We start from the raw sequence: 24,490 nt of genomic DNA on the forward strand, positions 1-24,490 counted from the left end.
GCCATGACCACGATCCGGTTCTTCGCCGCGGCCCGGGCTGCCGTGGGTGTCGACTCGCTGACCACGTCGGGCGCCACCATCGACGCGGCCCTCGGAGCGATCGACACGGCTGCCGTGGCGGACCCTGCGCGCTGGAGTGCGTTGCAGGAGCGCTGCTCGTACCTGGTCGACGGTGTGACCACGCGCGACCGGGCGACCTCGCTGTCGGGCGTGGAGGTCGTCGACGTCATGCCGCCCTTCGCCGGGGGCTGAGTTCGGCGGCTGAGCGGCGCGCCCGTTCCTTCCCAGAACACCCTCGATGCCTGGTGCTTCCGCGCATACCTGGTGCGAACTTCCGACCAGGTACGCCCGATTCGACCAGGCACGCCCGGAACGACCAGGCGCCCGCCCCGCGCCCGCCCCGCCCCCGCCCTACGGCGAGACGGACAGGACGATGAACGCGGCGAAGATCACCAGGTGCACCCCGCCCTGCAGTCGCGTCGCACGACCGGGCAGCACCGTGAGCACCGCCGCGACGATCGTCAACGCGAGCAACACGATCTGCGACGGCCCGAGCCCGAGCAGCAGGGTCCCCGGCATGAACAGCGACGCGACCGCGATCGACGGGATCGTCAGCCCGATCGACGCCATCGCGGACCCCATCGCCAGGTTCAGGCTCGTCTGGATCCGGTTCCGCGCGGCGGCCTTCGACGCGGCGATGCCCTCGGGCAGCAGGATGAGCAGCGCGATGACGACGCCGACGAACGACGGCGGGAAGCCGACGGCGGCGACCCCGGCCTCGATCGCGGGCGACTCCACCTTGGCGAGTCCGACCACGGCGACGAGCGCGACGACGAGCAACCCGAGCGACACCATCGTGGTGCGGCCGGACGGGCGTGCGGCGTGGGCGTCCTCGGACTCGACGAGCACCCCGCCGGCACGGTTGACCGGCAGGAAGAAGTCGCGGTGCGCCACGGTCTGCGTGACGACGAACAACCCGTAGAGCACGAGTGACGCGATGGCGACGAACACCAGCTGCGTGCCGGTGAAGGACGCGTCGTCGGTGCCGGTGGTGAACGTCGGCAGCACCAGGGTCAGCACGGCGAGCGCGGCCACCGTCATGGTCGCGGCGCTCGCACCCTCCTGGTTGAAGCGCACGGTGTTGTGCCGCAGGGTCCCGATCAGGATCGCGAGGCCGACGAGCCCGTTCATCGTGATCATCACCGCCGAGAACACGGTGTCGCGCGCCAGGGTCTCGGCCTGCGCACCGCCGGAGCTCGACAGCGAGATGATGAGCGCGACCTCGATGATCGTCACGGCGACGGCCAGCACGAGCGACCCGAACGGTTCCCCGACCCGGTGCGCGACGACCTCGGCGTGGTGGACGGCCGCGAGCACCGTGACCGCGAGCACGACGGCGACGACGACCACCACGGCGGTGCCGAGTCCGTAGCGGCCGTACGAGAACGCGAGCACGACGGCCGCCAGGATCGGCGTGGCCACGGGCCACACCTTGGGGAACCAGGAGGTCATCGGACCATTGTCTCAACCGCGGGGCGCGTACACCGCCACCTCGGCCGCGGGGACGTCGATGCGCACCGCGTCGCCGGGGACGATGCCGAGCGCGGTCAGCCGGGCGAGCGTCAGGTCCGCCACCAGGTCGCCGGCGCGGACGCGGACCAGTCCGTCGCGCGGCTCGAGCGACGAGACGGTGCGCGCGGCTCCGGCGCCGTCCCGCGTCAGCACGGCGGCCGTCGGGTGGAAGGCGGCCAGGGCGGGCCGGCCGGGAGGCACGGCGTGCGTCCCCGACGTCAGCGCGCCCCCGCCGTCGATCGCGATCCCACCCCCGGTGGCGGTCCCGCGCACCAGCGCGAGCCCGGAGAACGTCGCGGCGAACGCGCTGGTCGGACGACCGAGCACGGCCGCGGGGGTGCCCTGCTCGACGACCCGACCGCCCTGGAGCACGACGACGCGGTCGGCCAGGGCGACGACCTCGACCGGGTCGTGGGTCGCGAGCACGGCGGGCCGGCCGGCGACCGCGGTCCGGAGCGCTGCGCGGACCTCGTCCTGCGCGCCGACGTCGAGCGCCGAGGTCGGTTCGTCGAGCAGCAGCACCGCGGGGTCGGTGGCGAGCGCGCGGGCGATCGCGACGCGCTGCGCCTGACCGCCGGAGAGCGTCCGGGGGTCGCGGGCGGCCAGGTCGGCGACCCCGACGGCGTCGAGCGCATCGCGGGCACGCTCCCGGGCGGCGGCGCGACCGGCGCCGGCGGCACGGGGTCCGAAGGCGACGTTCCCGACGACGTCGAGGAACGGGAACAGGTCGGACCGCTGTGCGACGAGCCCGGTCCGGCGGCGGTGTGCGGGGACGGTGTGCCGTGGGTCCGACACGCGGACGCCGTCGAGTTCGATCCGGCCGGCGTCGATCGGCAGCAGTCCAGCCAGGGCCTCGAGCACCGTGGACTTGCCGGCACCGTTCGGCCCGATGACCGCCACGCACTCCCCCGCACGGACCTCGATCGTGACGTCGACGTCCCGCGACCCGACGACGACGTGCGCCCGGACGGCCACGGTTTCCGCGCCCGTCACGCCAGTGCTCCGCGGGTGCGGATCGACGACGCCCCGATGACCACGACGGCGACCACCACGAGCACGACGGCCAGGGCCACCGCGGTGTCCGGGTCGACCTCGCGCTGCAGGTAGACCTCGAGCGGCAGGGTCCGGGTGACCCCCTGCAGGCTGCCGGCGAAGGTCAGGGTCGCGCCGAACTCGCCGAGTGCCCGGGCGAAGCAGAGCACGAGCCCGGACACGATCCCCGGCAGGACCCGCGGCGTCGTGACGGTCAGGAAGGTCCGGGTCGGCCCGGCGCCCAGGGTCGCGGCGACCCGCTCGTACCGGTCGCCCTCGACGCGGAGCGCCCCCTCGACCGAGGACACCAGGAACGGCATCGCGACGAAGGTCTGGGCGATGACAACCGCCGTCGTGGTGAACGCGATGTGCAGGCCGTGGTCGTCGAGGAACGCTCCGACCACCCCGAGCCGACCGAAGGCCGCGAGCAGGGCGAGGCCACCGACCACCGGCGGCAGCACGAGCGGCAGGAGCACGACCGCCCGTGCGACACCGACCCAGCGTGAGCGTGACCGCGCGAACAGCACGGCGAGCGGGTACCCGAGGACGAACGCGACCCCGGTGGCCGCGAGCGCCGTGCCGAGGCTGAGCCCGAGCGCGGTCAGCGACGCGGTGGAGGTCACGAGCCCGACGAACGACGACCAGTCCACCCGACCGAGCATCGCGAGCACCGGCACGACGACGAACAGTCCGCCGAGCACCGCGGGCAGCGGGAGCCACCACGCGACCGGCGGCCGTCCGTCAGTGCGCGGCGCCACGGGTCAGGGCTTCCCGAAGCCCGCGGCGGACAGCACGCGCTGCCCGTCAGTGGAGCGGACGTACTCCGCGAACGCCTGGGCGAGCTCCGGGTCAGCGGACTGCTGGAGCACGCCGATCGGGTAGGTGTTGACGGCGTCCCCGGACTCGTCGAAGGGCACGCCGTCGACCTTGCCGTCCGCGCCGCGCACGTCCGTCACGTAGACCAGTCCGGCGTCGGCCTGCCCGGACTCCACCTTGCCGAGGACGTCGGTGACGGACTGCTCCTCGCTGACCGGGCGCAGGTCGACACCGGCGGCTCGCTCGACCTTCGCGGCCGCGGTACCGCACGGCACGGGGGCGGCGCACGTGACGAGCTGCACGCCCGGGGCGCGCAGGTCGTCGAGCCCCGAGATGCCCTTCGGGTTGCCGGGTGCGACCGCGATCTCGAGCGTGTTCGTGGCGAAGTCCTGCGGCGATCCGCTCGCCAGGTCGTCCGACGACAGCTTCGCCATGTTCGCCTCGTCCGCCGACGCGAACACGTCGGCGGGAGCGCCGTTCTGGATCTGGCTCACGAGGTCACTCGACCCGGCGAACGAGAACCGGATCGAGGCGCCGGGGTGCGCCTGCTCGTACTCCTTGCCGAGGGTCGTGAAGGTCTGCTGGAGCGACGCCGCGGCGAAGACGGTGATCGAGCCGGTCGGTCCCTCGGTCCCGGAGCCCGACGGCGTCGACGCGCCGGGGCCCGTGTCCGCAGCGGTGCAGGCGGCGAGCCCGGTCGAGACGGCGACCGCGAGGACCAGTGCGGCGGCGGCCCTGAGGCGACGACGACTCATCGCTCGTCCTCGTGTCGGGTGGGCGCCTCGACCGCGACCATCGTGGCCTTCACGGACGCCACCGCGACGGACCCGATCTCGAGCCCCAGGTCGCGGACGGCCTCGGCGCTCATCAGGGACACCACCCGGTGCGGGCCGCACTGCAGTTCGACCTGCGCCATCACGGTGTCGACGACCAGGTCGGTGACGATCCCGACGAAGCGGTTGCGGGCCGAGCTCGTCACCGCCGCTGCCGGGTCGGTCAGCTCGGAGCTGCGTTCCCGGGCGTACGCAGCGACCTCGCGCCCGTCGACCACCGCCCGCCCCGCGTCGTCCGTGGCACGGGTGAAGGTGCCGCCGTCGACGAGCCGACGCACGGTGTCGTCACTGATCCCGAGGAAGGCCGCAGCGTCCCGTACCCGCAGTTGCGTCATGATCCACCGATCCTAGCCGCGGATGCGGCGACCGGGCAGTGCTGGTGACCGGGCTGGGTCAGGACCGGTGCTCGATCGCCACGGGCAGCCCCTCGCGACGCCAGGCCTCGAACCCGCCGTCGAGCACCGCCACGCGCCTCCCGGCCGGCTGTCTGGCCGCCCATGCGTCCGCACGGGGTCCGCGTGCGCAGTAGACGACGACCTCCTCCCCGCCGGTGTCGTCGGTGACGGCACCGGCGACCACGCCGGCCGCGCGTTCCTCGGCGGTCCGGACGTCGACGACGACCAGCGGGTCCGCCGGGTCCGCCACCCGGGCGGCCAGGGCGGACGGCGCGATGCGCGGCGGCGTGGCGGCGGCCGCGGGTGCCGGGCGACGCGAGGCGGGGCCGCGACGGACGGGGCTCTCGGTCCAGCGCCAGCGGCGGGCGTCGACGGTCAGGACGCGGCCGAGCAGGGGGTCGCCGGTGCCGGTGACCAGCGCGAGGACCTGCCCGGCCATCACCGCGCCGACCGCGCCGCACAGGGCGGGGACGACCCCGTCGAGGGCGCACGACCCCTCGTCCGGCAGGGCGTCGGGGTGCAGGTCGTGGAAGTCGACACCGTCTCGTCCGGCGTCGCGGAAGACGCTGACCTGCCCGTCGTGGCCGAGCACGGTGCCCCACACGAAGGGCACACCGGCTGCGGCGCAGGCGTCCGAGACGGCGCGGGTGACCACGACCGAGTCGGCGGCGTCGACCACGACGTCGTGCCCGGCGACCAGGTCCGGCGTGAACGACCCGACCACCGCGACCGCGTCGAGTTCCGGGTCGACGGCGACGGCCCGGGCGACCGCGACCTGCGCCTTCGGCGAGCCGACGTCGGCCGCCGTGAAGAGCGTCTGCCTGGCCAGGTTCGAGGCGTCGACGACGTCCGGGTCGACGACCGTGAGCCGACCGATCCCGGCGAGGTACGCGACCACCGGTGCCCCGAGCCCGCCGGCCCCGACGACGAGGATGCGCGATGTGGCCAGGCGTCGCAGCCCGGTCGTCCCGACGTCGGCGAGCGCCGCGGTGCGCGAACCGAGCTGCGCCCGCCCCGGGGACAGCGCGGAGACAGGGGCGACGAGGGGTTCCATCCCGTCATTCTGGCCCGTCGCACCGAACTCGTGCATGTGAGAGTTCAGCGCCCGGACGCGGCGGATCCCCAGAGCAGATCGGTACGGTCGCGGGCGTGAGTTCCCCGCGTACCGGCACCGTTCCGATCCGACGCACGACGTCGGCTTCGTCGGTGCGCGCACGCGCCTGGGCGCTCGTCATCGCCGCCGTCCGGGCCCTCGCACGGACGCCCGAGATCACCGTCGGCGCGCTCGGCGTCGTCGTCGTGGCCGCCTTCGCCTGGGTGCCGTCGGTCTGGTACGACGAGGCCGCGACCGTCGCGAGCGCACAGCGGAGCTGGCCGGCGCTCTGGGCCGAGCTGCAGAACGTCGACGCGGTGCACGGTCTCTACTACGCGGTGATGCACGTGTGGTTCACCCTGGTCGGGTACTCCCCCTTCACCCTGCGGTTCCCGAGCGCACTCGCCATCGGGGTGTCGGCCGGACTCGTCGTCGCCCTGGGCCGGCGGCTCGGTGGCGTCCGCCTGGGCGTCGTCTCCGGCATCGTGTTCCTGCTGCTGCCCCGCGTCGCCTGGGCCGGCGGCGAAGGACGCCCGTACGCCACCGTCACGACCTTCGCCGTCGCGCTGACCCTGGTCGGCATCACCGCGGTCCGACGCAGCCGGTCCGGGCACCACGCGACCCGGTGGTGGGTCGTCTACGGGCTGCTCGCCGTGCTGGCCGTGCTGTTCAACGTGTACCTGGCCCTGGCCGTCGTCGCGCACGGGGTCGTGCTGCTCTGGACGGCCGTCGCCGATCGTGCCGCGCGGCGCGACGCCGTGCTGTCCGAGCGCACCGGTCCGGTGCCGGCGCCGATGGTGGACCGCGCGGCGTTCGTCCGCTGGGGCGTCGCCGCCGTCGGGGCCGCGCTCGTGGTGTCACCGTTCATCGTCCTGGCGGCCGGGCAGGCCAAGCAGGTCGGCTGGATCACCGGGGTCGGCTGGGCGACGGTGCGACAGGTCGTCGCGACCGCCTGGTTCGGGGCCGTGTGGCCGTACGCGGCGCTCGGTTGGGTCCTGATGGCCGTCGCCGTCGTGCTCGCCGTCCGCGCGTCCCGGGGCCCCGCCCCCGCGGCCCGCGAAGCGCTGCGCATGCAGGCGGTCCGCGTCGCAGTCCCGCTGACGATCCTGCCCACCGCGCTGCTGGTCGGCGCGACCGCGGCCGGCGAGCACCTGTACACGCCGAAGTACGCAAGCCTGAGCCTGCCGTTCGTCGCGCTGCTCATCGGCCTGGCGATCACCGCGATCCGTCCCCGCCGGTGGGTGGCGCTCGCGGTCGTCGGCCTGCTGCTGGTGTCGGCGCCGACGAGCACGACCGTCCGCCTGCCCCACGCCAAGCAGGACTCGCACTGGGCGAACGCGGCGGCGATCATCGATCGTGAGCGGGACTGGCGCACGGACCAGGAAGAGGGCGTCGTCTTCGGCAGCGTCTGGGGGCACCCGACCACCACCGCGCAGGTCATCGCCGACACCTACCCCGACGCGTTCACCGGCATGCGGGACCTCGCCGTCACGGAGACCGGCGCCGCACGCGGGCAGCTCTGGGACGTCAACGGCGACGTCGCCGAGACGGTACCCGCGCGGCTCTCCGGCATCGACACCGTGTGGTTCGTCGGCGGCAAGTCACGGAACATCCGGCCGCAGGTCACCGATACGCTCGTGGCTCAGGGCTTCCACGTCGTGCGCTACTGGCACACCGGCACGGTCATCCTCTGGAAGTACAGACGCTGACGGTGGGACGCCGACCGTCGGCCGACCGGGTCGAGCGACGGGTCAGTGCACCACGCGTGCGCCGTGCACCGGTCCGGTGGCACGGAGTGCGACGAGCCCGGCGGCACTGAGCTCGACCTGCAGCTCGAGCGCGGCGTCGCGGTCGCCCACCAGGAACGCCACGGTCGGGCCGCTGCCGGACACCAGCCCGGCCAGGGCACCGGACTTCTCGCCGAGCTCCAGCGTCGCCGCGAGCCGCGGTTGCAGCCGCATGGCGGGCGCCTGCAGGTCGTTGTGCACGCAGTCCGCGAGCAGGTCGGGGTCTCCGGCGCGCAGGGCCTGCAGCACGTTCGCCTCGACCACGGGGTGCGAGGGCGCCGGGGAGATGTCGGCGCGGTACCGCTCCCGGTGCTCGTCGAGCGCACGGTAGACGGCGGGGGTCGACAGGCCGTCGTCGCTCAGGGCGAGGACCCAGTGGAACTCGCCCTTGGCCAGCGCCGGGCTCAGCTCGTCACCGCGACCGGTGCCCACGGCGGTGCCGCCGGCGAAGGCGAACGGCACGTCGGCGCCCAGCTGCGCGGCGAGCCGGAGCAGCTCTTCGCGCCCCAGCGCGGTGCCCCAGAGCGTGTCGACCGCGAGCAGGGTCGCGGCCGCGTCTGCGGAGCCACCGCCCATGCCGCCGGCGACCGGCACCTGCTTGTCGATGGTCAGCCGCACCCCACCGCGGTGTCCGGCCGCGTCGGCCACGAGCCGGGCCGCACGGATCGCCAGGTTCGACTCGTCGACCGGCACGGCACGCGTGTCGATCGGGCCGGTGAAGGTGACCGAGAAGTCGTCGGCGGCCTCGGCGGTGACGTCCTCGTACAGGGACACGGCCTGGTACGCCGTGGCGACGTCGTGGTAGCCGTCGTCCTGCAGCGCCCCGACGGACAGGAACACGTTGATCTTGCCGGGGGCGCGCGTCCGCACGCGGGTCGGGGCGGCCAACGTGGTCATGCCCCCAACCTATCCCGCTGCAGCTGCCGTGAAGCCCCGCGCCAGGTCGGCGGTGATGTCGTCGATGTGCTCCAGGCCGATCGACAGGCGGATGAGTCCGTCCCCCACCCCGGCGGCCGCCCGCTCGGCGGAGGTCATCTGCACGTGCGTGGTCGACGCCGGGTGCACGACGAGCGAGCGGACGTCCCCGAGGTTCGAGACGTGGTCGAACAGCTCGAGCGCCGCGACGAACCGCCGACCCGCAGCGACCCCGCCGGCCAGGTCGAACGACAGCACCGCCGACGGCCCCTTCGGCACGTAGCGCTGCTGCAGGTGGTGCCACGGCGAGTCCGGCAGGCCGGCGTAGTGCACGTGCTCGACCTGGTCGTGCGCGTCCAACCAGGTGGCCACGGCGGCGGCGTTCGACACGTGCCGGTCCATGCGGAGCGACAGGGTCTGGACGCCCTGCAGCACCAGGAACGCGTTGAACGGTGCGATCGCGGGCCCGAGGTCGGCGGAGAGCTTCGAGCGGGTGCGCTGGATGAACGCCCGCCGCCCGAACTTCTCGGCGAAGTTCGTGTTCGCGAACCCGGACTGCTCGGCCGTGGCCAGCTGCGGGTAGGCGTCCGCGTGGGCCGCCCAGTCGAAGTTCCCGCTGTCGACGATGAGCCCGGCGATGGCGCTGCCGTGTCCGGCCAGGTACTTCGTCGCCGAGTGCACGACGATGTCGGCACCGTGCTCGATCGGGCGGACCAGGTACGGCGTCGCGATGGTGTTGTCGACGATGAGCGGGACACCTGCCCGGTGCGCGACGCCGGAGACCCCGGCGAAGTCCAGGACGTCCCCGCGGGGGTTCGGGATGGACTCGCCGAAGAACGCCTTCGTCTCCGGACGCACCGCCGCCGCCCACTCGGACAGGTCGGTCGGGTCCTGCACGAACGTGAAGGTGATGCCGAGGTCCCGCAGCGTCGACGCGAACAGCGTGTAGGTCGCGCCGTACAGCGAGGCGCTCGACACCACGTGGTCGCCGGCGCGTGCGACACCGAGCACGGCCAGCGAGGTCGCCGCCTGCCCGGACGCCAGCGCCAGCGCGCCGATCCCGCCCTCGAGGTCGGCGATCCGGCGCTCGAGCGCTGCCGCCGACGGGTTGTTGACCCGCGTGTAGGTGTGGCCGGGGGCGTCGAGCATGAAGCGCGCGGCCGCGTCCTCGCCCGAGGGGTACACGTACGCGGCGCTCTGTGCGATCGGCGGCACGTTCGCGCCCCAGCCCGGGTCGGCCTTGAAGCCGGCGCGGATCTGGCGGGTCTCGAAGGCCCAGTCGTCCTCGGTGCTCACGAGACCGGCTCCGAGACACCCGCGGCGGTCGGGGTGGTCGGGGCCGTCGGCCGGACGAGTGGGATGACCTGCTCGCCGAACCGGTCCATCTCCTCGAGCTGTGGCGAGAACTGCAGCAGGAGCGTGTCGACGCCGGCGTCCTCGAACTCCTTGATGCGGTCGGCCACCTGCGAGGGGGTGCCGACGAACCCGGGGCGCAGGCCGCGGTTCGACACCGAGTAGTCCTCGAGCGAGGGCACGTGCTCGAGCTGCGACTTCGAGATGAAGTCCTGGTACGACTCGTACGCCGTGCCGTGCTGCACGTCGGTGATCCGGGCGAGCTCGGCCTGCGCCTCTTCCTCGGTCTCCCGGACGATGACGTAGGCGGCCATGCCGAACGCCTCGAACGGCGGCAGCCCGGCGTCGACGCGGCGTCGCTTCATCTCGTCGATCTTCGCGCGGAGCTCCGGGGCCGTGCCGCCGTGGGTCAGGTAGGCGTCGGCGTACCCGGTGATCGCGGCCTTGCCGGCCTCGCTCTCACCACCGGCGTAGATGCGCGGCGTCACGCGGGGCTTCGGCTCGAGGTGGGCGTTCTCGATGTCGTAGTACTCACCCGAGAACGAGTACGGGGTCTCGCGCCACAGGCCCTTCATGACCTCGACGAACTCCGCGGTGCGCTTGTACCGGTCGTCGTGCTCCGAGAAGATCCCGCCGTACTGCTTCGCCTCCTCCGCCCACCAGGCGCTCACGACGTTGAAGGTGAACCGGCCGCACGAGATGTCGTCGATCGTCGCCGCCTGCTTCGCCGTCACCGCGGGCAGGTGGTAGCCGGGACGCATCGCCGCCATGATCTCCAGGCGCTCGGTCGTCGCCGCGATCGCCGCCGCGAGGGACCACGCCTCGAGCGAGGGCGCCGCCGTGCCCTTGATGTCGTTGAGGTTGAGCTCCGGCACGAGCGTCAGGTCGAAGCCGATCCGCTCGGCGCGCTGCGCCAGGCGCTTCACGTAGTCGAAGGTGACCGGCATGTTCTCGTTGTCGACGTTGCGCAGCCAGCCGCCGAAGAGCGGGGTCCAGTATCCGAATCGCACGTGGGTTCCTTGGGGGGTGTGGGAAAGGTGACTGGAGGCCCGTGGCGGGCCCGCCACGGGCCTCCAGTCCGGTGGTCCTTGCGGTCTCAGGCCGTGAGCTCTGCGGCGTACTCGGCCGCCAGCAGGCCGCCGAGGTACTTCGCGATGGAGCGCGGGCCGGAGGCCGGCGCGGACTCCTCGACAGCAGGGTTGTAGTTCGTGTTCGTGTTGATGTCGTAGACGACGGTGCGGCCGTCCGTCGTCTCCATGAACTCGACGCCCGCGATGGTGATGCGCTGGTCGGCGAGGAACGTGCGGAGCTGCTGGACCAGCGGGTGGCCAGCGGTGATCTCGGTCCGGACGGCGAACGCCGGGGGCGCACCGGCGGTCTCGGTACCGGGCACGTCGCAGACGGCGCCGGCAATGGCCTGGGGCACCTCGCACGCGTCGGCGGGGCAGAGTTCGAAGCTGCCGGCGCTGGTGTCGACGCGGACGGCGTAGACGAACTCGCCGCCGACGAACTCGACGCGGGTGATGAAGGGTTCGCGCGCCGTCAGGTACTCCTGCAGCAGCGTGATGCCGTCGACCGGGGCCTCGAACTCGGGGCTGTCGACGTAGGCGTCGAACTCGGCGAGCGAGTCGAAGCGCCGCACGCCCAGGCCCTTGCCGCCCTGGTTGTGCTTCGTGATGAACGGGACGTCCTGGCCGTTCGTGAAGTCCTTCGCCGCCTGCTTGAGCGTCGTCGTGCCGAACACGGCGGTGGTGCGGGGCACGTCGAAGCCGGCCTGCTGCAGGAGGCCGTGCTGGGCGACCTTCGACACCTCGAGCTCGAGCACGTGACTGCCGCCGACGACCTGGCGACCCGCTCGCTCGAGCCACCCGAGGACGGCGCGGGTGTACTCCTTGCTGTGCTCGTGGCCGCGGGTGTGGGAGCTCGCGGACATGCGGCTCCAGTACACGCCGGGTGCCGGCTCGGCCGCGAGGTCGATCTGCCCCTCGGTCAGCAGGATCTCCTCGACCGGGACGCCCTCGGCCTCGAAGGCGGCGGCGAGCGGCGGGAACCACTCGGGGTTCTCGTGGATGACGTACACGCGCGGAGTGCTCACGCCCCCACCCTAGGCACGGTATACCGCACGCGGCCAAGTGTGTGACGCGGCGTTGCTTCTCGGTGGCGGGGCGGGGCGGGTCGGGCGGGCGGGGCGGGGCGGGGCGGGTCGCACGGTGCGCGCTTGTCCGGTCGGTGCGAGGTTGGCCGCTCGGTGGCGGACTGTAAGGCGGCACCAAGCGGTCGACGATGCACGGGCTCACCAACCGCGCACCGTGCGAGGTCGACCAAACTCGCACGAGCCGAGCGAACGCGCACCGTGCGAGGTCGTCAGCCGGCGAAGGTCTGCTGTCCGACGACCCCGAGGAGCTCGAGCTTCTGCGCGTCCTCTGATCCTGGAGGCGCGGTGAACAGCAGCAGTGCCTGCGCCTGGTCGTCGGTGTGCAGCACCTGGCAGTCAACGGTGATGCGCCCGAGCTCCGGCTGCACGATGGTCTTGTTGTCCGACCAGCGGGTGGCCACCTCGTGCTTGGCCCAGAGGTCGCGGAACTCGGGGCTGCGCGTCTGCAACTCGGCGACGAGTTCGGTCGCCCGACGATCGCCCGGGCCCGCGAGCCCCACCGCCGCCCGCAGCGACGCCACCACGACCCGGGCCAGTCGCTCGTGTTGCTCCGGCGCGTACTTCGCGAGCTCGTTCCCGGTCACGAACCACCGCCACGCCTGGTAGCGCTCGTTGCCGGGCAGGCTGACGGACGACCCGAGCAGTGCCGCCGCGAGCCGGTTCTCGACCAGGGTCTCGCCCAGGTGGCTGACGACGATCGCCGGGGTGTCCTCGAGCCGGTCGAGCACCCGCAGGATCGCCGGGTCGACGTGGTCGGCGCGGTGCATCCGGGTCGGGGCGTTCTGCCCGGCCAGGTGGAACAGGTGGTCGCGCTCGTCGAGGCTGCACCGCAGGGCGCGGGCGATCGCGGCGATCATCTGCTCGGACGGCTGCGGGCCACGCTGCTGCTCGAGTCGCGTGTAGTAGTCCACGGACATGCCGGCGAGGGCAGCGACCTCTTCACGGCGGAGCCCCGGAGTCCTGCGTCGCGGGCCCTGCCCGAGGCCGACGTCCTCGGGGCGCAGCAGCTCGCGGCGACGGCGGAGGAAGTCGGCGAGTGCGGCACGGTCCATGGGTCGATCATGGTCCGGTTCGTGGCGAGGTGCCAGGGATCGCCGATCCCCCGATGACCGCGCTCTGGTTGTGACCCCGTCCGCGGAGCATCGTGGTGGTCATGGACATCACGAACTCCACCGTCTTCATCCCCGGCGCGACCTCGGGCATCGGTCTCGCGCTCGCCCAGCGCCTGCAGGCCGCCGGCAGCACCGTCGTCATCGGCGGCCGTCGCCAGGCCTTCCTCGACTCCCTCGCCGCCGAGCACGGCTTCGGCACCGTGCAGATCGACGTCGCCGATGCGTCGTCGATCGAAGGCGCTGCCACCTCGGTGCTCGAGGCCTACCCGTCGCTCGATGCCCTGATCACCATGTCGGGGATCATGCGCGACGAAGACCTCCGCGACCCCGGGCACATCCACGATGCCCTCGAACTCGTCCAGACGAACCTGGTCGGCACGATCCGGCTCATCGACGCGTTCCTGCCGCACCTGCTCGCCCAGCCCTCGGCCACCCTGATGACCGTGACGTCCGGTCTCGCGTTCGTCCCGCTCACCGCGTCGCCGACGTACAGCGCGACGAAGGCCGGTGTGCACGCCTACACGCAGGCCCTGCGCCAGCAGCTCGTCGGTTCGTCGCTCGAGGTGCTCGAGCTCGCCCCGCCGGCCGTCATGACCGACCTGATGGGCGGCGCCGACTTCGGTGGGATGCCGCTCGACGCCTTCGCCGACGAGGTCATGGCGCTCATCGAGTCCGGTGCTGCACCGGAGATCCTGGTGCAGAACGTGCACCCGCTGCGCTTCGCCGAGCGGAACGGCAACCACCAGCAGATCCTCGAGATGATGGCGTCCCGCGAGCACTGACCCGGGTGCCTCGAATGGTGCGAGGTTCTGTGGTCGGTGCGAGCCACTTCGGCTCGCACCGGACCACGGAACCTCGCACCATCGCGGTCAGCTGGTACGCAGGCGTCGCGCCAACTGAGCGCCCTCGACGTCGATCATCAGCGGGAGGCGTGCCCGGTCCACCACACCGAACGAAGGATCGACGGTCACGAAGCCGTCGACCTCCCAGTGCTCAGCCGTGGCAACATGCAGGGCACCTGCAGCGGTCAGGCCGAACTCTTCCATGAGGCCGGGGACGTCATCGGCGACCGCGTCGACACTGGCCCAGTGCATCTGGGTCGAACTCAGCAGGTCCCGCCAGGCCGATTTGTGCTGACGTGCCGCCCGCGGTCCCTTGCGATGCGCTGATTCGAAGATCTCGAACTCGGCGAACCCGCTGTACACGATGCTCGTGTCGGCCAGGTCGAGGTGATCCCAGAACGCCGCAGCTCGGGCATGTTGTGGCTCCGCACGGTGGAGAACGCACTCGATGAAACTCGTCTCCACGAGGACCGCGGCGGGTCGGCCGGAGCATCTGTGGAACTCCAGGACCCGGTGCTCGTCGAAGTCATCGGAACCGAGCGACTCGAACACGGTCAGGGCACCCGGCGCAGACGCTCGATCGGCTCGACACGGCAGTCCGGATCGATCGCCTCGATCGCACGCCGCCGACGCTCGCGGCGCTCTTCGAACGTGCCCTCAGGCCGAGGCGTCCGTGCGAACAACGCTCGGCGCTCGGCTGCTGTGGACGGGCTCGGCACCCGGCGGGGCGAGAGGGGCGACTCGGTGGATCCCATGATGCCTCCTTGGTTGATGCGATCAACCGTAGGAGCACCGACCGGACACCCCGAAACATTCCGTATTTCGCTCGCGGGGAGGGACGGACTACTCCGCAGCCGCCAGGACCGTCCGCCCGAGCCGCACGAAGTCGTCCACACCGATCGCCTCGCCCCGGGCAGTCGGGTCGATGCCCGCCGCCGTCAGCACCTCGGACGCGTGCGCACTGCCGCCGAGCACCCCGGACAGGCTCTGCCGCAGCATCTTGCGCCGCTGCTGGAACGCGGCGTCCACCAGCGTGAACACCCGCGACCGCAGACGCTCGTCACCCGGGGGCTCGTGCCGGTCGAAGGCCACCAGGACGCTGTCGACGTTCGGCACCGGCCAGAAGACCTGCCGGCTGACGAGCCCGGCGGTGCTCCACGACCCGTACCAGGCGGCCTTGACGCTCGGCGAACCGTAGACCTTGCTGCCGGGGCCGGCGGCGAGCCGGTACCCGACCTCGGCCTGCACCATCACGAGCGACCGCTCGATCGACGGGAAGGTCGCGAGCAGGTGCAGGAGCACGGGCACCGAGATGTTGTACGGCAGGTTCGCGACGAGGTGCGTCGGCTCGACGTCGAGGTCCGCGGCGGCGACGGTCATGGCGTCCTGCTGCACGACCGTCAGTCTGGCGTCGGGCTGCATCGACGACACCGTCGACGGCAGTTTGGCGGCCAGGCGCTTGTCGATCTCGACCGCGGTGACGGGGGCGCCGGTCTCGGTCAACCCGAGTGTCAGCGACCCGAGCCCCGGGCCGATCTCGAGCACCTGCGCCGACGGGGTGACGCCGGCGACGGACACGATGCGCCGCACGGTGTTGGCGTCGTGCACGAAGTTCTGGCCGAGCTTCTTCGTCGGGGTGACGTCGAGTTCGGCCGCGAGTTCCCGGATCTCTGCCGGGCCGAGCAGGGCACCCACGACTACTCGTCCACCGTCACGGGCTCGGCGTCCCACGCACCGTAGACGAGCTCGGTGTTCGAGGCGATCTGGGCCGCGAGCATCGAGGCATCGGTGCCCAGGGTGTCTGCCATCGACCGCAGGGTGAGCGGGATGAGGTACGGCGCGTTCGGACGACCACGGAACGGGGTGGGCGTCAGGAACGGCGCGTCGGTCTCGACCATGATCAGGTGCCGCGGGGCAACGACCAGGGCTTCACGCAACAGTGCGGCGTTCTTGAACGTCACGGTGCCGGCGAAGGACATGTACCAGCCGCGCTCGGCGCAGAGCCGGGCCAGGTCCGGGCCGCCGGAGAAGCAGTGGAAGACGGTGCGTTCCGGGGCACCCACGCGGTCGAGGACCTCGACCACGGCGTCGTGCGCATCGCGGTCGTGGATCGTCAGCGCGAGGTCGTGCTCCTTCGCGATGCGGATGTGCTCCTCGAACGAACGGACCTGGGCGTCGCGGCCGTCCTCGCCGGTGCGGAAGAAGTCGAGACCGGTCTCACCGATGGCCCGGACCCGCGGCAGCGCGGCGAGCCGTTCGATGCCGGCGAGGTGCTCGTCGAGCAGCCCCTGTTCCTGCAGTACGGGCGCTTCGTTCGGGTGCAGCGCGACGGCCGCCAGGACCCGGGGCTCCCGAGCGGCGATCGACGCGGACCACTCCGAGGTGGCGAGGTCCGTGCCGACCTGCACGACACCGCGGACGCCGACGCTGGAAGCACGGTCGAGGTGCTCGCGGTACTCGAGCGGACCGTCACCCCCGTCACCGACACCGTCGGGGATCTCCATGTGGGTGTGGTTGTCGTACACCGGTACGACGAGCGCCTGGGGCAGCGGCGGGTACGTCAGGTCGCGCTTCGAGGCCCCGGACGCCCCGTCACTGCGGGACCGGACGTGCGACTCGGCGTCGGTCACTCGGAGACCTGCTCGATCCGGGGGAACAGCCCGCTCTCCAGTGGCACCACGTGCGACGCACCCTGCCACTCGTACGCGCGGTCGACCCGCTGCTCGGCGACGGACCCGCCGGCGCCGATCGAGGCCCAGAGCTTCTCGGTCGCCTTCGGCATGACCGGGGACAGCAGGACGGTGACGGTGCCGAGGCCGCGGAGCGCGGTGGTCAGGACCGTGCCGAGGCGCTCGCGCTCGGCGTCGTCCTTCGCCAGGGCCCACGGCGCCTGCTCGGTGATGTAGCCGTTCAGGGCGTCGACGAGCTCCCAGACGCTGGCGATCGCCTCGTGCGGGGCGAAGGCGGCGATCGCGGCGTCGGCACGCTCGGTGACCGACACGGCCAGGGCATCGATCGCCTGGTCGGACTCGGTCAGCGCACCGCGCGCCGGGACCTCGCCGTCGAAGTACTTCTGCAGCATCGCGACCAGCCGGGACGCCAGGTTGCCGTAGCCGTTCGCGAGTTCGGCCTGGTAGCGCGCCGAGATGTCTTCCCAGCTGAAGTTGCCGTCCTGCCCGAAGGTGATGGCGCGCAGGAAGTAGTAGCGGAACGCGTCGGACCCGAACGTGTCGGTGATCTCGGACGGCGCGATGCCGGTCAGCTTCGACTTGGACATCTTCTCGCCGCCGACGAGCAGCCAGCCGTGGCCGAAGACGCGCTCCGGCACGGGCAGCCCCGCGGCCATGAGCATCGCCGGCCAGATGACGGCGTGGAACCGGGCGATGTCCTTGCCGACGATGTGGACGCTCGGCCAGAGCCGCTGGAAGGCCTCGTCGTCGTCGGTGCCGTAGCCGAGCGCCGTGACATAGTTGAGCAGGGCGTCGAACCACACGTACAGCACGTGGTCGCTGTCCCAGGGGATCGTGATGCCCCAGTCGAAGCTGGAGCGCGAGATCGACAGGTCGCGGAGCCCCTGCTTGACGAACGAGATGATCTCGTTGCGGACGCTCTCGGGCTGGATGAACAGCGGGTTCGACTCGTACAGGTCGAGCAGGCGCTGCTCGAAGTCGGACATCCGGAAGAAGTAGTTGCGCTCGGCCAGGACCTCGACCGGGATCGAGTGGATCGCACAGACCTGCTGGCCCTCGTACGCACCGGTGCCGGCCACCAGGTCGCTCGGCTGCTTGTACTCTTCGCAACCCACGCAGTAGAAGCCCTCGAACTCACCGGCGTAGATGAAGCCGTCGTCGTAGAGCTTCTGCAGGAACGCCGTCACGCCACGCTCGTGGCGCTCGTCGGTGGTGCGGATGAAGTCGTCGTTCGCCACGTCGACCGTGTCGAGCAGTGGCTTCCAGGCGTCGTTGACCAGGCGGTCGGCCCATTCCTTGGGCGAGACGTCGTTCGCCGAGGCGGTGCGCAGGATCTTCTGCCCGTGCTCGTCGGTGCCGGTGAGCAGCCAGGTGTCGTCACCACGCTGCCGGTGCCAGCGCGCGAGGAAGTCCGCGGCGACCTCGGTGTAGGCGTGCCCGATGTGGGGCACGTCGTTCACGTAGAAGATCGGCGTGGTGATGCTGAACGAGGACCCGGCGGACATGCGGACCATCCTACGGGCGCTCCGAACGCTGATGACGCGTGCGGCGGTGGACTGTGGAGAACCGGGTCCGGGAGGCCCGTGGCGGGCCCGCCCCGCGCCTCCAGACCGGCGGACGCGAACGTGACGAGCCCCGCTCAGCGCGCCGCGAGCGCCCCTTCGTACAGGTCGCGCTTCGACAGCCCGGTCGCGTCCGCGACCGCCGCGGCGGCCTCCTTCATGCGCATGCCGGCGGCCACCCGCTCGAGCACCAGGCGTACCCCGTCGTCGAGCGTTGCCTCTTCGGTGGCCTCGGCGGCCCCGGCGACGACGACGCAGATCTCGCCCCGCACGCCCTCGGACGCCCACGTGACGAGTTCGTCGAGCGGCCCGCGGCGGACCTCTTCGTAGAGCTTGGTGAGCTCACGGCAGACCGCGGCGCGGCGGTCGCCCCCGAACCCGACGGCCATGTCGGCCAGGGTCTCGGCCAGCCGGTGCGGCGACTCGAAGAACACCATGGTCCGCTGCTCCCCTGCCAGCGCCTGGAACACGCGGCGGCGTTCCCCGGCCTTGCGGGTCGGGAACCCCTCGAACGTGAAGCGGTCCGTCGGCAGCCCGGACACGGCGAGCGCCATCAGCACGGCCGACGGCCCGGGCAGCGCGGTGACGGTGACCCCGGCTGCGGCTGCGGCCTCGACGAGCGGGAAGCCCGGGTCGCTGATCGCGGGCATGCCGGCGTCGGTGAGGACGACGACGTCCTCGTCACGGGCGAGCTCGACGACCTCGGACGCCTTCGCCCGCTCGTTGTGCTCGTGCAGGGCGATGAGCCGCGGACGGTTCTCGATGCCCAGGGCGCGCATCAGGTGGATGGCGGTCCTGGTGTCCTCCGCCGCGACGACCGTGGCGTTGGAGAGGGTCTCGACGAGACGGCGCGAGGCGTCCCCGAGGTTGCCGATGGGGGTTGCTGCGAGGACGATCACGCACCCATTGTCCCCGCACGGCGACGCCGGCGCGGCCCGGCGCAGCCACACCGGCGTCGTCCAGCGCGGCCGCGCGGCGCGTGCACGCCCGTCGCAGCGGGGACATAGGTCGATCCGTAGGATGCTCAGCGATGACCAGCGAGCTGACCGACGACCGCACGGCCGTGCCCGACCGGCCGGTCGGCTCGCGCCTGGACGACTGGTGGGGGCGGGTGCTCTCCACGTCGCAGCGGGTCGCCGTGTGGCGGTGGACGGGTCCGCTCGCCGTGACGCTCCTCGCCGCCGTGCTGCGGCTGGTGAACCTCGGCAACCCGCACTCGCTCGTGTTCGACGAGACGTACTACGTCAAGGACGGCTGGTCGATCGTGCACCTGGGGTACGAGGGCACCTGGCCCGCGAACCCGAGCGGTGACGGCGCCCCGACGACCGACGACCGGTTCGTCCGCGGCGAGACGGACGTCTTCACGAGTGCCGCTGAGTTCATCGCGCACCCGCCGCTCGGCAAGTACCTGATCGGCCTCGGGATGCTGCTGTTCGGGGCGGACAACTCGTTCGGTTGGCGCTTCACGGTGGCCGTGCTCGGCATCGCGACGGTGTTCCTCACCGCGGTGATCGCCCGGTCGCTGTTCCGCTCGACGATGATCGGCACGCTCGCCGGCTTCCTGCTCGCGATCGACGGGCAGGCCATCGTGATGTCGCGGGTGACGCTGCTCGACGGCATCCTGACGTTCTTCGTGATCCTGGGCTTCGGCGCGCTGTTGCTCGACCGGCGGCACAGCCAACGACGGCTCGACGCGTGGGTCGCCGCCCGCGCCGCCGCCGGCCGGACCACCCTGTGGGGGCCGGTGCTCTGGTGGCGACCGTGGTTGTTCGCGATGGGCCTGGCCCTCGGGCTGGCGGCGGCGACGAAGTGGTCGGGGATGTACTTCCTGGCGTTCTTCGCCGTGTACTCGGTGCTGAGCGACATGATGATGCGCCGCCGGGCCGGGGTGGAGTTCTGGTCGTCGAGCGCGCTGCTGCAGCAGGCACCGGTGTCGTTCCTGCTGACCGTGCCGATCGCCGCGGTGACCTACGTGGCGTCGTGGACCGGATGGTTCGTGTCGAAGGACGGCTGGGACCGCAACTGGCTGTCGTCGGGCGGCGAACGGTGGACGGGGCTCCTCGCCTGGGTGCCGGACAGCCTGCAGAACTGGTGGCACTACCAGTCGGAGATCTACGCCTTCAACATCGGGCTGCACACCCCGCACTCGTACCAGGCGAACCCGCTGCTCTGGCTCGTGATGCAGCGCCCCACGTCGATGTTCTACGTCGGCACGGACGCCGGGCAGGACGGCTGCTGGGCGGACCGCTGCGGCGAGGCGATCACCGGCATCGCGAACCCGTTCATCTGGTACGCCTCGGTCATCGCGACGGTGGCGCTGCTCGTGCTCTGGGTCCTGCGCCGGAAGTGGGAGTACGGCTTCGTCCTGCTCGGCGTCGGGGCGGGGTACCTGCCCTGGCTGATGTACGTCGACCGGACGGTGTTCCAGTTCTACACGATCGCCTTCGAGCCCTACATGGTGATGGCGCTGGCCGCCGCGATCGGGTTGGTGCTCGGCAGACGGAGCGACGAACGGTCACGCCGGTCGCGGGCGATCCTGTGGGTCGGCGTGTACCTGGGCGTCGTCGTGCTCGCCTCGGTCTACTGGTACCCGATGTGGACGGCGATGCAGGTGCCGTGGGACTTCGTCCGGTCGCACTACTGGATCCCCAGCTGGCTCTAGCCGGCAGGTCCGGCCGGTCCGGCCGCGCCCGTCGCGGTGGGCGCGCTGGTGGCGACCACCGCCGGGCTGGAGGCCCGTGGCGGCGCCGCCCCGGGCCTCCCGTCCGGCAGTGGTCAGGACTGCGCGTGCAGCGCGCGCTCGATCGACTCGCGGTCGAGCGGGTCGCCGAGCATCGGCGCGGTGTCGTCCGTGCCCGGCAGGACACCCTGGATCAGGAGCTCCGCGTAGCGGCGCCACGCGTCCGGGTCGTGTTCGCGGGTGGCGTCGGCGACCGCGCCGACCATCGCCGTGAGCATCGGCAGGTCGCGGTAGTCGAAGCCCGTCCGGACGACGCCGGCGGTCTCGGCACGGCCGATGATCGCGGCGACCTGACGTTCGAGCCGGTCGCGCTCCTGCACGATGGACGGGCGGGCCTTGCCGGCACGGACGATGGCGTCGGCGAGGGCACGGTCGCGGGCGCGGAACGCGAAGACGCCCATCAGGTAGACCCGGAGTGCCTCACGCGGGTCGGACACGTCCGCGGCGCGCGCTGCGGCGTCGTTCATGGCCTCGAACTTGGTGGCGAGCAGCGCCTCGATCAGGGAGTCCTTGTCGGCGAACCGGCGGTAGACGGTGCCGACGCCGACACCGGCCTCGTGCGCGATGTCGTTCAGCGTGACGGAGAGTCCGCGTTCCGCGAAGCACTTGCGTGCCGTCTGCAGGATCAGCTCGCGGTTGCGCGCAGCGTCGGCGCGCAGCGGTCGCTCGAGGTCGGACGCGGACTCGGTGGTGCTCACGATCTGACCGTAGTTGCACTTTCTGGGAACAAGTGGATGCCATCCTTCCGTTTCGGTCTACACTGGCCACAAACGGATGCCTCGCATCCGGTTTCGTCACCACCACACCACCGGAGTGCCCGACGGCGCGCACCTCCACCTCACCCTCCAACCTTCTCGAGGAGGCTGCCGTGACGGCAGAACACACCGTGCCGACCCCCACCGGGACAGCACCCACGACTCCGGGCACCACCCCCGCCAAGAGCAACCACCGTTGGATCGCCCTGGCGGTCATCGCCCTCGCACAGCTGATGGTCGTGCTCGACGCGACCATCGTGAACATCGCCCTGCCCTCGGCCCAGGCCGACCTGGACTTCGGCACCGACCAGCGACAGTGGATCGTCACCGCGTACTCGCTGGCCTTCGGTTCGCTGCTGCTGCTCGGCGGGCGCCTCGGCGACCTGTTCGGACGCAAGAACACCTTCATCATCGGGCTCGTCGGCTTCGCCGTCGCCTCGGTGCTCGGTGGCCTGGCCGACTCGTTCGGCCTGCTCGTCGCGGCCCGCGCACTGCAGGGCGTCTTCGGCGCGCTGCTCGCCCCGTCCGCACTCGGCATGCTGACCACCACGTTCCGCGACCCCAAGGAACGTGGCCGCGCGTTCGGCATCTTCGGCTCCATCGCCGGCTCCGGCGCGGCCATCGGCCTGCTGCTCGGCGGCGTGCTGACCGAGTACGCGTCCTGGCGCTGGTGCCTCTACGTCAACGTCGTCTTCGCCGTGCTCGGCGTGATCGGCGCCCTCGTCTTCATGGAGAAGCCGCCGAAGGTCGAGCGTCCGCGCATCGACGTGCTCGGCGTCATCACCATCACGCTCGGTCTGGTCGGCGTCGTCTACGGCTTCTCGAACGCCGAGACGAACGGCTGGGACTCCCCCGTCACGATCGCCATGCTCGCCGGTGGTGTCGTGCTGATCGCCGCGTTCGTGTTCATCGAGACCCGCGTCGCCCACCCGCTGCTGCCCCTGCGCGTCGTGCTCGACCGTGACCGCGGCGGCTCGTTCATCGCGATCGGCCTCGTCGCGATCGGCATGTTCGGCATCTTCCTGTTCCTGACCTACTACCTGGAGCAGACCCTGGGCTTCAGCTCGCTGCAGACCGGTCTCGCGTTCCTGCCGATGCCGCTGTCGATCATGATCTCGGCGACGCAGATCGGTGGCCGCCTGCTGCCGCGCGTCGGGCCGAAGATCCTCATCTTCGCCGGTGGCCTGGTCGCCGCGACCGGACTGCTCCTGCTGCTCCGCACCGACCTGGACAGCTCCTACGCGGGCACCGTCCTGCCGGCGCTGATCGTCATCGGTCTCGGCATGGGCACGATCTTCTCGTCCGCCATGAACACCGCGACCACCGGGGTCGCCCGGGCCGACGCCGGTGTGGCCTCGGCAACCGTCAACACCATGCAGCAGATCGGTGGCTCGATCGGCACGGCCCTGCTGTCGACGATCTTCGCCGACGTGGTGTCGAACAGCCTGTCCGGGCTGTCCGCCGCCCCGACGAAGCTGCAGCAGGCCCAGGCCACGCTCGACGGGTACCACGTGGCGTTCGGCATCTCGGCCGGCGTGCTCGTGCTCGTCGCCCTGGCCGGCGGACTGCTCATCAACCGGCAGTCGGTCCGGCTCGAGCGGCTCGCCCGCGCCGGGTCCGCGACGACCGGGAGCATCCCCGCCGCCGCGCACTGACGCTCGCGCTGCGCTGCGGCCCGCTCCGGTACTGCCGGGGTGGGCCGTTGTGCGGGGGGGGGCTGCGGCGACACCCGTTTCACGACGATCCACCTGTCGAACAACGCGTGCATCGTCGACGGATGCGCACGCACTCGGTGCCCGCGCATGTTCCGACGGACCACTCGTCGAACGACTGGTGGACCGTCGGTCACCGCCCACACACGCACCCCCGGTTGCGCCGTGTGTCCACGACTCTGGCCCACGTCAGGGGTGCGGATTATGGTGGCCCGCATGGCCCCCGTCCTGACCTCACCACTCGTGTCGACGCAGTGGCTCGCAGACCACCTCGGTGCTGACGAGCTCGTCGTGCTCGACGCCTCGGTGCACACGGTCGGGGCCGGGTTCGACACCACCTGGCTGCCCGGACGCGACGCCCACGAACAGCGCGGCCACGTTCCCGGCGCCCGCTTCGCCGACCTGATCGACGCCTTCTCGGCCGCCGACGCCGACGTCCCCTTCACCCGCCCCGGTGCCGAGCGCTTCGAGGCCGCCGCGGGGCAGCTCGGCGTGACGAACACGTCGACCGTGGTCATCTACGACGACAGCGTCGGTGAGTGGTCGGCGCGCCTGTGGTGGATCTTCCGCTCGTTCGGTTTCGACTCGGTCGCGGTGCTCGACGGCGGCTTCACGAAGTGGCGCGACGAAGGCCGGCCGGTCCGCGTGGGTGCACTCCGCGCGCCGGCGGCGCCGTCCGGCCCAGACGCCGGCGCGTTCCTGGCCGGCGAAGAACGCGCGCTCTGGGCCGACCACGACCGCGTGACCCGTGCCGTCTCCGGCGAAGAGCCGGCGTCCCTGGTGTTCGCCGCCTCGTGGGCTGCCCTGGGCGACGACCACCCGCCGATCGTGCCGGGCAGCACCCCGATCACGGCGGACTCGCTGGTGGACCCCGAGACGAACGCGTACCTGCGCGGGGCCGAACTCGAGCGGGCCTTCGCCGCGGTGATCGGCGCCGACGAGATCGTCACCTACTGCGGGGTGGGCAGCGCCGCGTGCGTCGACGCCCTGGCCCTGACGGTGCTCGGGCACGACCGGGTGCAGGTCTACGACGGCTCACTGGCCGACTGGTGGCGGCACGAGCAACTGGCGTCCTGACCGATCCGATCGCGGAACGACGGCCGCACCTGGCCGGCGGCCGCCGACT

General features: G+C 71.9%; 23 protein-coding genes. 6 read left to right on the forward strand and 17 right to left on the reverse strand.

Features of this window, described 5'->3' with window-relative positions; all coding sequences use genetic code 11:
* The first annotated feature begins 3 nt into the window (after positions 1-3).
* Positions 4-252: a MoaD/ThiS family protein gene (locus ITJ50_RS14135; protein WP_042540574.1), complete on the forward strand. Its 249-nt coding sequence runs from the start codon at positions 4-6 to the stop codon at positions 250-252.
* A 159-nt stretch (positions 253-411) separates the two neighbouring features.
* On the opposite strand, the gene ITJ50_RS14140 is transcribed toward ITJ50_RS14135, so the two are convergent.
* The 6 genes from ITJ50_RS14140 to ITJ50_RS14165 are packed head-to-tail and all read right to left on the reverse strand — an operon-like array spanning position 412 to position 5,702.
* On the reverse strand, positions 412-1,512 hold the full coding sequence (locus ITJ50_RS14140; RefSeq protein WP_017888287.1) for a calcium:proton antiporter: 1,101 nt from the start codon (positions 1,510-1,512) through the stop codon (positions 412-414).
* A gap of 12 nt (positions 1,513-1,524) precedes the next feature.
* On the reverse strand, positions 1,525-2,565 hold the full coding sequence (locus tag ITJ50_RS14145; RefSeq protein ID WP_194590743.1) for an ABC transporter ATP-binding protein: 1,041 nt from the start codon (positions 2,563-2,565) through the stop codon (positions 1,525-1,527).
* On the reverse strand, positions 2,562-3,362 hold the full coding sequence (locus tag ITJ50_RS14150) for an ABC transporter permease (protein ID WP_017888284.1): 801 nt from the start codon (positions 3,360-3,362) through the stop codon (positions 2,562-2,564). Before ITJ50_RS14150 ends, ITJ50_RS14145 begins: the two co-directional genes overlap by 4 nt.
* A gap of 3 nt (positions 3,363-3,365) precedes the next feature.
* The gene (gene modA / locus ITJ50_RS14155; RefSeq protein WP_194590744.1) at positions 3,366-4,175 is read right to left on the reverse strand and encodes a molybdate ABC transporter substrate-binding protein; all 810 of its coding nucleotides are present in this window, start codon (positions 4,173-4,175) and stop codon (positions 3,366-3,368) included.
* Positions 4,172-4,588, reverse strand: a complete 417-nt coding sequence (locus ITJ50_RS14160; protein WP_017888282.1) for a TOBE domain-containing protein — start codon at positions 4,586-4,588, stop codon at positions 4,172-4,174. Before ITJ50_RS14160 ends, modA begins: the two co-directional genes overlap by 4 nt.
* A 58-nt stretch (positions 4,589-4,646) precedes the next feature.
* A complete protein-coding gene (locus ITJ50_RS14165; protein WP_194590745.1) occupies positions 4,647-5,702 on the reverse strand; it encodes a ThiF family adenylyltransferase in 1,056 nt (351 codons plus the stop codon).
* Positions 5,703-5,797: 95 nt separating this feature from the next.
* Between ITJ50_RS14165 and ITJ50_RS14170 the strand changes: the two genes are divergently transcribed.
* A complete protein-coding gene (locus ITJ50_RS14170) occupies positions 5,798-7,450 on the forward strand; it encodes a glycosyltransferase family 39 protein (RefSeq protein ID WP_194590746.1) in 1,653 nt (550 codons plus the stop codon).
* A 42-nt stretch (positions 7,451-7,492) separates the two neighbouring features.
* Here ITJ50_RS14170 and ITJ50_RS14175 read toward each other — a convergent pair whose 3' ends face one another.
* The 5 genes from ITJ50_RS14175 to ITJ50_RS14195 all read right to left on the reverse strand — a co-directional run bounded on the left by ITJ50_RS14175 (position 7,493) and on the right by ITJ50_RS14195 (position 13,003).
* Positions 7,493-8,425: a 4-(cytidine 5'-diphospho)-2-C-methyl-D-erythritol kinase gene (locus ITJ50_RS14175; protein ID WP_042540561.1), complete on the reverse strand. Its 933-nt coding sequence runs from the start codon at positions 8,423-8,425 to the stop codon at positions 7,493-7,495.
* 9 nt (positions 8,426-8,434) lie between these two features.
* Positions 8,435-9,739, reverse strand: a complete 1,305-nt coding sequence (locus tag ITJ50_RS14180) for an O-acetylhomoserine aminocarboxypropyltransferase/cysteine synthase family protein (protein ID WP_194590747.1) — start codon at positions 9,737-9,739, stop codon at positions 8,435-8,437.
* Positions 9,736-10,806 (reverse strand): LLM class flavin-dependent oxidoreductase, encoded by a 1,071-nt coding sequence (locus tag ITJ50_RS14185; protein WP_194590748.1) that lies wholly within the window; start codon positions 10,804-10,806, stop codon positions 9,736-9,738. The genes ITJ50_RS14180 and ITJ50_RS14185 overlap by 4 nt, the downstream gene beginning before the upstream one ends.
* A gap of 86 nt (positions 10,807-10,892) precedes the next feature.
* On the reverse strand, positions 10,893-11,891 hold the full coding sequence (locus ITJ50_RS14190; RefSeq protein WP_042540556.1) for an ATP-grasp domain-containing protein: 999 nt from the start codon (positions 11,889-11,891) through the stop codon (positions 10,893-10,895).
* Between the two features lie 269 nt (positions 11,892-12,160).
* Positions 12,161-13,003, reverse strand: a complete 843-nt coding sequence (locus tag ITJ50_RS14195; RefSeq protein WP_042541222.1) for a helix-turn-helix transcriptional regulator — start codon at positions 13,001-13,003, stop codon at positions 12,161-12,163.
* Positions 13,004-13,104: 101 nt separating this feature from the next.
* Between ITJ50_RS14195 and ITJ50_RS14200 the strand changes: the two genes are divergently transcribed.
* Positions 13,105-13,845: an SDR family oxidoreductase gene (locus ITJ50_RS14200; RefSeq protein ID WP_042541220.1), complete on the forward strand. Its 741-nt coding sequence runs from the start codon at positions 13,105-13,107 to the stop codon at positions 13,843-13,845.
* Positions 13,846-13,932: 87 nt separating this feature from the next.
* On the opposite strand, the gene ITJ50_RS14205 is transcribed toward ITJ50_RS14200, so the two are convergent.
* The 5 genes from ITJ50_RS14205 to rsmI all read right to left on the reverse strand — a co-directional run bounded on the left by ITJ50_RS14205 (position 13,933) and on the right by rsmI (position 19,056).
* On the reverse strand, positions 13,933-14,457 hold the full coding sequence (locus ITJ50_RS14205; RefSeq protein ID WP_194590749.1) for a type II toxin-antitoxin system VapC family toxin: 525 nt from the start codon (positions 14,455-14,457) through the stop codon (positions 13,933-13,935).
* 291 nt (positions 14,458-14,748) lie between these two features.
* Entirely contained in the window at positions 14,749-15,600 is an 852-nt protein-coding gene (gene rsmA / locus ITJ50_RS14210; RefSeq protein ID WP_194590750.1) for a 16S rRNA (adenine(1518)-N(6)/adenine(1519)-N(6))-dimethyltransferase RsmA, read from the reverse strand.
* A 2-nt stretch (positions 15,601-15,602) separates the two neighbouring features.
* On the reverse strand, positions 15,603-16,535 hold the full coding sequence (locus ITJ50_RS14215; RefSeq protein WP_194590751.1) for a TatD family hydrolase: 933 nt from the start codon (positions 16,533-16,535) through the stop codon (positions 15,603-15,605).
* Entirely contained in the window at positions 16,532-18,100 is a 1,569-nt protein-coding gene (metG, locus tag ITJ50_RS14220; RefSeq protein ID WP_017886956.1) for a methionine--tRNA ligase, read from the reverse strand. The genes ITJ50_RS14215 and metG overlap by 4 nt, the downstream gene beginning before the upstream one ends.
* Before the next feature lie 134 nt (positions 18,101-18,234).
* Positions 18,235-19,056: a 16S rRNA (cytidine(1402)-2'-O)-methyltransferase gene (rsmI, locus tag ITJ50_RS14225; RefSeq protein WP_194590752.1), complete on the reverse strand. Its 822-nt coding sequence runs from the start codon at positions 19,054-19,056 to the stop codon at positions 18,235-18,237.
* Between the two features lie 131 nt (positions 19,057-19,187).
* Here rsmI and ITJ50_RS14230 point away from each other — a divergent pair, with 131 nt between their 5' ends.
* Entirely contained in the window at positions 19,188-20,819 is a 1,632-nt protein-coding gene (locus tag ITJ50_RS14230; RefSeq protein WP_194590753.1) for a dolichyl-phosphate-mannose--protein mannosyltransferase, read from the forward strand.
* A 113-nt stretch (positions 20,820-20,932) separates the two neighbouring features.
* Here the strand turns inward: ITJ50_RS14230 and ITJ50_RS14235 are convergent, their stop codons facing one another.
* Positions 20,933-21,595, reverse strand: a complete 663-nt coding sequence (locus tag ITJ50_RS14235) for a TetR/AcrR family transcriptional regulator (protein WP_017886959.1) — start codon at positions 21,593-21,595, stop codon at positions 20,933-20,935.
* Positions 21,596-21,765: 170 nt separating this feature from the next.
* On the opposite strand from ITJ50_RS14235, the gene ITJ50_RS14240 reads away from it, so the two are divergent.
* Positions 21,766-23,307, forward strand: a complete 1,542-nt coding sequence (locus ITJ50_RS14240) for an MFS transporter (protein WP_017886960.1) — start codon at positions 21,766-21,768, stop codon at positions 23,305-23,307.
* A gap of 273 nt (positions 23,308-23,580) precedes the next feature.
* A complete protein-coding gene (locus ITJ50_RS14245) occupies positions 23,581-24,441 on the forward strand; it encodes a sulfurtransferase (protein ID WP_159556077.1) in 861 nt (286 codons plus the stop codon).
* The last annotated feature ends 49 nt before the right edge of the window (positions 24,442-24,490 follow it).

The organism is Curtobacterium sp. VKM Ac-2889, from assembly GCF_015350855.1.
Lineage (GTDB): Bacteria > Actinomycetota > Actinomycetes > Actinomycetales > Microbacteriaceae > Curtobacterium > Curtobacterium poinsettiae.

Coding starts and splice junctions, on each gene's coding strand:
- metG (WP_017886956.1), bottom strand. CDS start 18,100: ATGTCCGCCGGGTCCTCGTTCAGCATCACCACGCCGATCTTCTACGTG.
- ITJ50_RS14165 (WP_194590745.1), bottom strand. CDS start 5,702: ATGGAACCCCTCGTCGCCCCTGTCTCCGCGCTGTCCCCGGGGCGGGCG.
- ITJ50_RS14140 (WP_017888287.1), bottom strand. CDS start 1,512: ATGACCTCCTGGTTCCCCAAGGTGTGGCCCGTGGCCACGCCGATCCTG.
- ITJ50_RS14200 (WP_042541220.1), top strand. CDS start 13,105: ATGGACATCACGAACTCCACCGTCTTCATCCCCGGCGCGACCTCGGGC.
- ITJ50_RS14135 (WP_042540574.1), top strand. CDS start 4: ATGACCACGATCCGGTTCTTCGCCGCGGCCCGGGCTGCCGTGGGTGTC.
- ITJ50_RS14230 (WP_194590753.1), top strand. CDS start 19,188: ATGACCAGCGAGCTGACCGACGACCGCACGGCCGTGCCCGACCGGCCG.
- ITJ50_RS14175 (WP_042540561.1), bottom strand. CDS start 8,425: ATGACCACGTTGGCCGCCCCGACCCGCGTGCGGACGCGCGCCCCCGGC.
- ITJ50_RS14245 (WP_159556077.1), top strand. CDS start 23,581: ATGGCCCCCGTCCTGACCTCACCACTCGTGTCGACGCAGTGGCTCGCA.
- ITJ50_RS14160 (WP_017888282.1), bottom strand. CDS start 4,588: ATGACGCAACTGCGGGTACGGGACGCTGCGGCCTTCCTCGGGATCAGT.
- modA (WP_194590744.1), bottom strand. CDS start 4,175: ATGAGTCGTCGTCGCCTCAGGGCCGCCGCCGCACTGGTCCTCGCGGTC.
- ITJ50_RS14195 (WP_042541222.1), bottom strand. CDS start 13,003: ATGGACCGTGCCGCACTCGCCGACTTCCTCCGCCGTCGCCGCGAGCTG.